The sequence below is a fragment of the Halomonas heilongjiangensis genome, assembly GCF_002879645.1.
Classification (GTDB): Bacteria; Pseudomonadota; Gammaproteobacteria; order Pseudomonadales; family Halomonadaceae; genus Halomonas; species Halomonas heilongjiangensis.
In genome coordinates this window covers 1-10,177 of record NZ_PNRE01000081.1, presented here as the reverse complement: position 1 = coordinate 10,177, position 10,177 = coordinate 1, and the positions used below count along the sequence as shown (strand labels likewise).

Sequence of the window (10,177 nt, the reverse complement as noted above, 5' to 3'; positions counted from 1 at the left end):
TCGCCGTGGGCATCTCGGGGGCGATCCAGCACCTGGCGGGCATGAAGGACTCCCGGGTGATCGTCGCCATCAACAAGGACGAGGAGGCGCCGATCTTCCAGGTCGCGGACTATGGATTGGTCGCCGATCTCTTCCAGGCACTGCCGGAGCTGGAAAGCAAGCTGTAAGGAAGATCGCTTCCAGGTCGCGCTCTCGACAACTAATGGCCTGGTCGCCGACCTGTTCGAGGCGCTGCCGGAGCTCGAGTAGAAGCTGTAGGGGCAATGACCTGGAAGGAGGCTTCCAGGTCGCGCTCCTGCCAACGCAATCCGGTCGCGCCGAGGCCGCCGCCCGCACCAGGCGCCGCTCTGGATCAACGGGCCGCGGCGTGCTCGTCGTGCCGGCGTCTGGAGGGCGAGCCACTGTCGGTGACATCGCGCCGCCGCAACACCCACTTCTCCAGCTCGACGGTCAGCAGGATCGTCACGCTGCCGGCGACGATCACCAGCCAGTGGACGAGGCCCAGGGCGGCGCTGCCGAAGATCAGCTGCATGAAGGGCAGGTAGGTCCAGGCGAGCTGCAGCGCGACCACCAGGGCGATGGCGACCCATACCGGCCGGCTGCCGAAGAGGCCGGTCATCGACAGCGAGCTGCGGATCAGGAAACGGCTGTTGATCAGGTAGGCGGCGCTGCCCATCACCAGCATGTTCACCGCCCCGGCCCGGGCCAGCGCCTCGCTGCCCTGCTGGTAGAGCAGGATCCAGGCGAACACCCCGAACACCCCGACCAGCAGCAGCACCGAGACGAACACCACGCGCCACAGCAGGAACAGATCCAGCAGGGCGGCCGACGGGTCGCGGGGCCGGCGCCGCATGATGTCGGGCTCGGCTTTCTCGAAGGCGAGCGCCAGGCCGAGGGTCACCGCCACCACCATGTTGACCCACAGCGCCTGCAGCGGCGTCACCGGCAGCAGGATGCCGCCCAGCACCGCCAGCATGATCGCCAGGCCCTGACCGCCGTTGGTGGGCAGCAGGAAGGTGATGGTCTTGCGGATGTTGTCGTAGACCTTGCGGCCCTCCTCGATGGCGGCGGCGATGGTGGCGAAGTTGTCGTCGGCGAGCACCATCTCGGCGGCCTCCTTGGCGGCCTCGGTGCCCTGGATGCCCATGGCCACGCCGACATCGGCGCGCTTGAGCGCCGGCCCGTCGTTGACCCCGTCGCCGGTCATGGCACAGATGCCACCCTGCGCCTGCATGGCCTTGACCAGGCGCAGCTTGTGCTCCGGGGCGGCGCGGGCGAAGACATCCACCTCGAGGATGCACGCCTCCAGCTCCGCGTCGGACATGGCCTCGACATCGCGGCCGGTCAGGGCGCGGTCGGTGTGGGCGAAACCGAGCTGCTCGGCGATGGCGCGTGCCGTCACGGCATGGTCGCCGGTGACCATCACCGGGCGGATGCCGGCGCCCAGGCACAGTTTCACGGCGGCGATGGCCTCGTCGCGGGGCGGGTCGAGCAGGCCCACCAGGCCGAGCAGCACCAGCCCCTCCTCGGCGTGCTCGTCGGCCAGGGCGTCGATGCCCTCCAGGCGCTTCTCGGCCAGCGCCAGCACCCGCAGGCCGTGGGAGGAGAGGGCGTGGATGTGTGCCTCCCAGGTCGCGCGATCGAGCTCGGCCTCGCCGTCCTCGGTACGCACCCGGTGGCACATCTCCAGCAGCCGGTCCGGTGCCCCCTTGACCAGCAGGTAGGGTTCGTCGTCGACCTCGTGGAGGGTGGCCATGTACCGGCGTTCGGACTCGAAGGGGATGGCGTCCTGGCGGGCGTGGTCACCGCGCAGCTCGCGTGCCGCGAGGCCGGCCTTGGCCGCGGCCACCACCAGGGCCCCCTCGGTGGGGTCGCCATGGATGTGCCAGCGGCCGTGCTCCTCGGCCAGTTCGGCGTCGTTGCACAGCACGCCGACCTTGAGGAAGTGGCGCAGCGCATGGTGCCCGTCGAGGTCCAGCGCCTGCTCGCGAGTCCGGCCATCCTCGACTTCGTGGAAGTCGCCCTGTGGCGCGAAGCCGGTGCCGTCGATGCGGATCTCGCCACCTGGCAGCCAGATCGCCCGGGCGGTCATCTCGTTGCGGGTCAGGGTGCCGGTCTTGTCGGAGAAGATGGTGGAGATTGCTCCCAGGGTCTCCACCGCCGGCAGGCGGCGGATGATGGCGTTGCGCCGGGCCATGGCCTGGACGCCCAGCGCCAGGCCGATGGTGACGATGGCCGGCAGGCCCTCGGGGATGGCGGCCACGGCGAGGCCGACGGCGGCCATGAACATCTCGCCCACGGGCTGGCCGTGAACCGCGACGCCGAAGGCGGCGGTGAGGGCGGCGGCGCCGAGGATGAAGACCGCCAGCACCCGTCCGGCGCGGTCGAGCTGTTGCAGCAGGGGCGTCTTGAGGGTCTCCACGCCGCGCAGCATCTCCGAGATGCGGCCGATCTCGGTGTGGCTGCCGGTCTCCACCACCAGCCCCAGGGCGGTGCCCTGGACCACGAGGGTGCCGGCATAGGCCATGCCGCTGCGGTCACCCAGGTCGGCGTTCTCGCCCACGGCATCCGTGGCCTTGTCCACCGGCGTCGACTCGCCGGTCAGCGCGGCCTCCTCGGTGCGCAACCGCCGGGCCTCGAGCAGGCGCAGGTCGGCCGGTACGCGGTCGCCGCTCTCCACCAGCACGATGTCGCCGGGCACCAGCTCCTCCGCGGGGATCACGTCGCGCCGGCCGTCGCGCAGTACCTGGGCCCGAGGCGAGAGCATGTTGCGGATGCTCTCGAGCGCCTGCTCCGCCTTGCCCTCCTGGAGAAAGCCGATCAGCGCGATGATCAGCACCACGCCGAGAATGGCCGTGGCGTCGAGGTGATGGCCGAGCCCCAGGCTGGCGACGGCCGCGGCGAGCAGGATCAGCATCAGGATGTTGTTGAACTGCGCGACCAGGCGCTTCCACCAGGGCCGCCCGTGTTCCTGGCGCAACCGGTTCGGACCATGGCGGGCCAGTCGCGAGCGTGCCTGCTGGTCGCTCAACCCCTGCGGCGTGGTGTCGAGTCGCACCAGGGCCTCGCGGGCCGGCAGCGCATGCCAGGTGGGGCGTGGGTGGGGGTTCCGCTCGGGCATCCTGTTACCTCCGGCACGGGGTGTCGCTGTGACCGCTGCAGGGTTACAGCTGTAGCACACTCCATGCTGCACCGCAGTGATCCAGGACAAGAGAAGGGGCGCAAGGGGGTGATGACACTCGGGAGTGGCGACCTGCGGTATGATGACGGCCCATCGATTCGCGAGGAGATGCCGAGTGGCGGAGATCGCTTCTTCAGCTTGTCCCTGTGGCAGTGGCGCGGGGCTGGACGCGTGCTGTGGGCGCTACCATGCTGGCGAGCCGGCGCCCACGCCCGAGGCGCTGATGCGCTCGCGCTACGGCGCCTTCGCCCTGAACCTGACCGACTACCTGCTGGTGACCTGGCATCCCTCCACTCGCCCGGCGAGCCTCGCGCCGGATGACACCACGCAGTGGGTACGGCTCGAGGTGCTCGACCGTGACGAGCGGGGCGATAGCGGTCGGGTCCACTTTCGTGCCACCTTTCGGGAAGGCCGCCGCTGGGCGGTACTCGAGGAGGCCTCGCGCTTCGTGCGCGAGGCGGGGCGCTGGTATTACCTCGACGGCACCCCGTCCGTGACCCGCCTCAAGCCGGGTCGCAACGACCCCTGCCCGTGCGGCGGCGGGCGCAAGTTCAAGGCGTGCTGTGGGCGTTGATGTTCGGGGCTCAGGGACTGGCGTACCCCACGGTTTTATCGACGCCGGGATCTCAAGCAGGGCTCCGTGGCCCAAGCAGATGTTCGATCCTGGCATCCAGCAAGCGATTCTCAGCGCCTTCCATGTTGTGAGAGGGTGTTGTGAGAGGGGCAAGTGCCTCCGGCGGGAGGGGCGTGATCAATATCGCTGTTGTCGTTTCTGGGCAGTCTTTTAAGTTACGTTATAACATAACATTTCATGAGCGAAGGAGGCATCACCTCGCTTGATCATGCACGAGCCGAAGGAACATCAAGATGAAGACACGCGCTGCGATTGCCTGGGAACCCAACCGCCCGCTGGAAATTGAGGAGGTTGATCTTGAAGGTCCCAAGGCGGGAGAGGTACTGGTGCGAATCGTCACCACCAGCCTGTGCCACACCGATCTGTTCACGCTTTCAGGGCGCGACCCCGAGGGGCTGTTTCCCTGCATACTGGGGCACGAAGCAGTGGGAATCGTCGAGGACGTGGGGCGTGGCGTGACGTCGGTGGCGCCAGGCGATCACGTGATTCCCCTCTACATTCCGGAAGATCCGAACTGTGATTACATCAAGTCCGGCAAGACCAACCTGTGTCAGACCATCCGCAAGACCCAGGGTGCCGGGGTGATGCCGGATGGCACCAGCCGCTTCTCCTACAAGGGGCGCAAGCTATTCCACTACATGGGGACTAGCACCTTCAGCGAATACACCGTCCTGCCTGAGATCTCCGTGGCGAAGATCAACAAGGAGGCGCCCCTGGCCAAGGCGAGCATCATGGGCTGTGCGATCCCCACTGGTATCGGTGCCGTGCGCAACACGGCCAAGGTGGAGCCGGGCAGCTCCGTGGCCGTCTTCGGTCTGGGGGCCGTGGGCATGGCGGCGATTCAGGGGGCCGTGTTGGCGGGTGCCAGCCGGATCATCGGCATCGACACTAACCCCACCAAGTTCCCCCTGGCCAGGTCGTTAGGCGCCACCGATTGCGTCAATCCCCGCGACCATGCGCAGCCCATTCAAGACGTGCTGATCGAGATGACCAATGGCGGCCTCGACTATACCTTCGAGGCCATCGGCAATGTCAATGTCATGCGGGCCGCGCTCGAGGCCTGTCACAAAGGCTGGGGCGAGTGCACGATCATCGGCGTGGCGGGTGATGGCGAGGAGATCGCGACCCGGCCCTTCCAGCTGGTCACCGGTCGGGTATGGCGGGGCACGGCCTTCGGAGGCGTGCGTGGCCGAAGTCAGTTGCCGGACATGGTGGAGGAATGGCTGCGGGGTGACTTTGACGTCGATCCCTACATCACCCACCACATGGAGCACGAGCAGATCAACACGGCCTTTGACCTGTTGCACAAGGGCGAGTCGATTCGTTCGGTGATCCACTTCGATCCTCGGCAAACCCTGAAGATGGAGCAACTGCCCGGTACCCTCGTCACTCGCTGAGGTGGGCACCGATCCGCCGGACATCAAGCGGCTGGGGCTCGATCACAGCAGCGATCTGCCAGGGCATAGATGGGGTTCAAGCGGGATCGGGCGGGAGCGGTGGGGCCGCCCCCTGGCGTTGCCTTGTTTGGCCTACAGCAGCATGGCGGCTGCCCAGCCGAAGGCGATCAGCGGGATGTTGTAGTGCAGGAAGGTCGGGACGACCGAGTCCCAGATATGGTCGTGTTGGCCGTCGGCGTTGAGGCCGGCGGTGGGGCCCAGCGTCGAGTCCGAAGCCGGTGAGCCGGCATCGCCCAGGGCGGCGGCGGTGCCGACCAGGGCCACGGTGGCCATGGGGGAGAAGCCGAAGCCCAGCGCCAGGGGCACGTAGAGCGAGGCGATGATCGGGATCGTCGAGAACGACGAGCCGATGCCCATGGTGATGAAGAGCCCCACCAGCAACATGACCAGCGCGGCCAGCCCCTTGTTGTCGCCGATCAGCTCGGCGGAGCCGGCCACCAGCCCTTCCACCTCGCCGCTGGCCTGCATCACGCTGGCGAAGCCCGCCGCGGAGATCATGATGAACCCCACCAGGGCCATCATGCGCATGCCCTCGGTGAAGATGCCGTCCTGCTCGTGCCAGCGGAACACCCCGCTCATCGAGAGCAGGGCGAAACCGAAGAGGCCGCCGAGCACCATGGAGCCGGACAGCAGCTGGATGGCCACGGTGCCGCCCAGGGCAACCGACAGCACGCCGAGCTGCCAGGGCGCCAGGTGACGGGCCGCCTCGGCCGGCGTCTCGTCGCCGTGGGCCAGGTCGCGATCCTCGTAGTGGCGCGGCTTGCGGTAGCTCCACAGCACCGCCACGGCGAGGCCCAGCGCCATGCCGCCGATGGGAATCACCATGGCCAGGGGCACCATCTGGCGGGTCACCTCCAGCCCCTGCGCCGCGCCGCTCTCGTTGAGATTGGCCAGCAGGATGTCGTTGAGGAAGATGGCGCCGAAGCCCACCGGCAGCAGCATGTAGGGCGCGGTGATGCCGAAGGTGATCACGCAGGCCGCTACCCGTCGGTCGAGCCGCAGGTGGTTCATCAACTTGAGCAGCGGCGGCACCAGCACCGGGATGAAGGCGATATGCACCGGGATCAGGTTCTGGGAGCTGATCGCCGCGGCCAGCAGGGCGCCCAGCAGGGTGTAGCCGACCAGGCGGCGATTGCCGCTGTCGTCATCGAGATTCAGGCCGCGAATCGCCCGGTCGGCGAACTGCTCGGTGATCCCGGAACGCGACAGGGCGACGGCGAAGGCGCCGAGCACGGCGTAGGAGAGGGCGATGGTGGCGCCGTTGCCGAGACCGTCGTTGAAGGCGTCGAGGATCTCGGCGAGCGGCATGCCGGCGTAGAGGCCGCCGACCAGGCTGGCGGCGATCAGCGCGAAGACCACGGAAACGCGGGCGAGACTCAGGGTGACCATCACCAGGATGGCCAGGACGATGGCATTCATGGAACAGGCTCTTGTCGTTGGATGGCGTGCCGAAAGCCGCCCCACGGCGGAACGCCGTGGGGCGGGGGCTCAATGGCTGGGCAGCAGCTCGGCAGGCACCAGCGGGCTCAGGGTGCGCGCCGCGAGCAGCTCGGTCGCGGCCTCGATATCGGGGGCGAAGAAGCGATCCTTGTCGTAATGGGCCACGCGCTCGCGTAGCGCGCGGCGTGCCCGTTCCAGCGGCTCGGTGGTGGTGAGGCGCTGGCCATTCCCCTCCCTTCGGAAGTCGAGCCCCTGGCAGGCGGCCAGCCACTCGATGGCCAGGATGCCGCGCACGTTGGCGGCCATCTCCCACAGCCGCTTGCCGGCGGCCGGGGCCATGGAGACATGGTCCTCCTGGTTGGCCGAGGTCGGCAGGCTGTCGACGCTGTGGGGATGGGCCAGGGCCTTGTTTTCACTCGCCAGGGCGGCGGCCGTCACCTGGGCGATCATGAAGCCGGAGTTGACCCCACCGTTCTCGACCAGGAAGGGCGGCAGCCGGGACATGTGCTGGTCCATCATCAGCGAGACGCGCCGCTCGGTGAGCGAGCCGATCTCGGCGATGGCCAGGGCCAGGTTGTCGGCGGCCATGGCCACCGGCTCGGCGTGGAAGTTGCCGCCGGAGATGATGTCCCCCTCCTCGGCGAACACCAGCGGGTTGTCCGACACCGCGTTGACCTCGATGGCCAGCACCTCGGCGGCCTGGCGGATCTGGGTCAGCACGGCCCCCATCACCTGGGGCTGGCAGCGCAGCGAGTAGGGGTCCTGTACCTTGCCGCAGTGGACGTGGGAGTCGCTGATCTCGCTGCGGCGGCCGAGCAGGTGACGGTAGCCCGCGGCGGCGTCGATCTGCCCCGGCTGGCCACGCACCGCGTGGATGCGCGCATCGAAGGGCGCCCGCGAGCTGAGCGTCGCCTCTACGGTCAGCGAGCCACACACCGTGGCGGCGGCGTAGAGGTCTTCGGCCTCGAACAGCCCCTTGAGGGCATAGGCCGCGGAGACCTGGGTGCCGTTGAGCAGCGCCAGGCCCTCCTTGGGGGCCAGGGAGAGCGGCTCGAGGCCGGCCACTTCCAGGGCCTGGCGGGCGGGGAGCCACTCGCCCCGATGGCGGGCCTGGCCTTCGCCGAGCAGCACCACGCTCATATGCGCCAGCGGCGCCAGGTCGCCCGAGGCGCCCACCGAGCCCTTGAGCGGAATATGCGGGTAGACCTCGGCATTGATCAGCGCCACCAGGGCGTCGAGCACCTCGCGGCGGATACCGGAGAAGCCGCGCGCCAGGCTATTGACCTTGAGCACCATGATCAGGCGCACCAGGGCGTCGTCCATGGGTTCGCCGACGCCGGTGGCATGCGACAGCACCAGGGAGCGCTGCAGGTCTTCCAGGTGCTCCTTCTCGATGCGGGTCTGGGCCAGCAGGCCGAACCCGGTATTGATGCCGTAGACGGTGCGGTCCTCGGCCACGACGCGGTTGACGCAGTCGACGCCGCGCTGGATGGCGTCGTCGGCGCTCGCCGCCAGGCTGACCGGCACGTGGGCCTCATGGACCCGGCGCGCCTGGGCCAGGGTCATCGTGCCGGGTTGGATCTCGAGATGGGTCATAACGGGGATTCCTGTCTGCCACTTGGGCTTATTTCAGCACCTCGCTGGATCGGAGCTGTTCCGGGGGCAGGCCCCGAAGTGTCGGACCATCGAGGAGGCGCTGTGAACCCCTCCCTGGGCGCTACCGATGCCTTCCCTGGCATCGGACCTCCTCTTCGGCCTGCCTCCGGCGCTCCTTGCCAAGACGGGATGCGTTGCAATGTCGTTATAAAGGGGGCTCTTTACTTATCGAGCATCGGCAGGTCGAGATCGTTCTCGCGGGCGCAGGTCTTGGCGATCGCGTAGCCGGCGTCGGCGTGGCGCATCACCCCGGTGGCCGGGTCGTTGCGCAGCACCCGGCCCAGGCGGGCGTGGGCGTCATCCGTGCCGTCGGCGACGATCACCACCCCGGCGTGCTGGGAGTAGCCCATGCCCACCCCGCCGCCGTGGTGCAGCGAGACCCAGGTCGCGCCGCCGGCGGTGTTGAGCAGGGCGTTGAGCAGCGGCCAGTCGGAGACGGCGTCGCTGCCGTCCCGCATCGCCTCGGTCTCGCGATTGGGGCTCGCCACCGAGCCGGAGTCCAGGTGGTCGCGGCCGATGACGATGGGCGCCTTGAGCTCGCCACTGGCGACCATCTCGTTGAAGGCCTGGCCGAGGCGGGCGCGATCCTTGAGGCCCACCCAGCAGATCCGCGCCGGCAGCCCCTGGAAGCTGATTCGCTCGCGGGCCATGTCCAGCCAGTTGTGCAGGTGCGGGTCGTCGGGGATCAGCTCCTTGACCTTCTGGTCGGTCCTGTAGATGTCCTCCGGGTCGCCGGAGAGCGCCGCCCAGCGGAAGGGACCGATGCCCTGGCAGAACAGCGGGCGGATATAGGCCGGCACGAAGCCGGGGAAGGCGAAGGCGTTCTCGACCCCTTCCTCCTGGGCCATCTGGCGGATGTTGTTGCCGTAGTCGAAGGTCGGCACGCCCAGCGCCTGGAAGTCGAGCATGGCCTGGACGTGCACCGCCATGGACTGCTTGGCGGCCTTGACCACCGCCTCGGGCTCGCTCTTGCCGCGCGCCACGTACTCATCCCAGGTCCAGCCCGACGGCAGGTAGCCGTGCAGCGGGTCGTGGGCGCTGGTCTGGTCGGTGACCATGTCGGGGCGCACGCCGCGCCTGACCAGCTCGGGGAGGATATCGGCGGCGTTGGCGCACAGCCCGATGGAGACCGCCTGGCCCTCTGCGGTGTAGCGCTCGAGGCGTTTGAGTGCGTCATCCAGGTCGGTGGCCTGCTCGTCCAGGTAGCGGGTGCGCAGGCGGAAGTCGAGGCGCGACTGCTGGCACTCGATGTTCAGCGAACAGGCGCCGGCCAGGCTCGCCGCCAGGGGCTGGGCACCGCCCATGCCGCCCAGGCCGGCGGTGAGGATCCAGCGGCCGCTGAGGTCGCCGGCGTAGTGCTGGCGCCCGGCCTCGACGAAGGTCTCGTAGGTGCCCTGGACGATGCCCTGGGAGCCGATGTAGATCCACGAGCCGGCGGTCATCTGGCCATACATCATCAGGCCCTTGCGGTCGAGCTCGTTGAAGTGCTCCCAGTTGGCCCAGGCCGGCACCAGGTTGGAGTTGGCGATCAGCACCCGCGGGGCGTCCTTGTGGGTCTCGAACACCCCCACCGGCTTGCCGGACTGGACCAGCAGGGTCTGGGTGTCCTCCAGGCGCTTGAGGGTCTCGACGATGGTGTCGAAGCACTGCCAGTCGCGGGCGGCGCGGCCGATGCCGCCGTAGACCACCAGGTCCTCGGGGCGCTCGGCCACGTCGGGGTGGAGGTTGTTCATCAGCATGCGCAGGGGGGCCTCGGTGAGCCAGCTCTTGCAGCTGCGCTCGCTACCGGTGGGGGCGGCGATCCGGCGG

General features: G+C 68.6%; 6 protein-coding genes and 1 pseudogene. 3 read left to right on the top strand and 4 right to left on the bottom strand.

The genetic code is table 11. From position 1 onward, the window contains the following. Positions 1-167: pseudogene (locus C1H66_RS17655) on the top strand (FAD-binding protein); the annotation flags it as partial. A gap of 185 nt (positions 168-352) precedes the next feature. On the opposite strand, the gene C1H66_RS17650 reads toward C1H66_RS17655, so the two are convergent. Continuing rightward, complete coding sequence (locus C1H66_RS17650) at positions 353-3,121, bottom strand: cation-translocating P-type ATPase (protein WP_102629192.1); 2,769 nt, start codon at positions 3,119-3,121, stop codon at positions 353-355. Between the two features lie 175 nt (positions 3,122-3,296). Here C1H66_RS17650 and C1H66_RS17645 point away from each other — a divergent pair, with 175 nt between their 5' ends. Together C1H66_RS17645 and C1H66_RS17640 are read left to right on the top strand one after the other, a co-directional pair. Then, entirely contained in the window at positions 3,297-3,755 is a 459-nt protein-coding gene (locus C1H66_RS17645) for a YchJ family protein (RefSeq protein ID WP_240618378.1), read from the top strand. Between the two features lie 293 nt (positions 3,756-4,048). Next, positions 4,049-5,212 carry an S-(hydroxymethyl)glutathione dehydrogenase/class III alcohol dehydrogenase gene (locus tag C1H66_RS17640; protein WP_102629191.1) on the top strand — a complete coding sequence of 388 codons (1,164 nt, stop codon included), beginning with the start codon at positions 4,049-4,051 and terminating at the stop codon, positions 5,210-5,212. Between the two features lie 132 nt (positions 5,213-5,344). On the opposite strand, the gene C1H66_RS17635 is transcribed toward C1H66_RS17640, so the two are convergent. The 3 genes from C1H66_RS17635 to hutU form a co-directional block, all read right to left on the bottom strand. Next, positions 5,345-6,691 (bottom strand): Na+/H+ antiporter family protein, encoded by a 1,347-nt coding sequence (locus C1H66_RS17635; protein ID WP_102629190.1) that lies wholly within the window; start codon positions 6,689-6,691, stop codon positions 5,345-5,347. Between the two features lie 69 nt (positions 6,692-6,760). Further along, positions 6,761-8,308 (bottom strand): histidine ammonia-lyase, encoded by a 1,548-nt coding sequence (hutH, locus tag C1H66_RS17630; RefSeq protein ID WP_102629189.1) that lies wholly within the window; start codon positions 8,306-8,308, stop codon positions 6,761-6,763. Between the two features lie 221 nt (positions 8,309-8,529). After that, positions 8,530-10,177 (bottom strand): urocanate hydratase (hutU, locus tag C1H66_RS17625; RefSeq protein ID WP_338066467.1); only part of this gene is annotated, 1,648 nt, incomplete at its 5' end.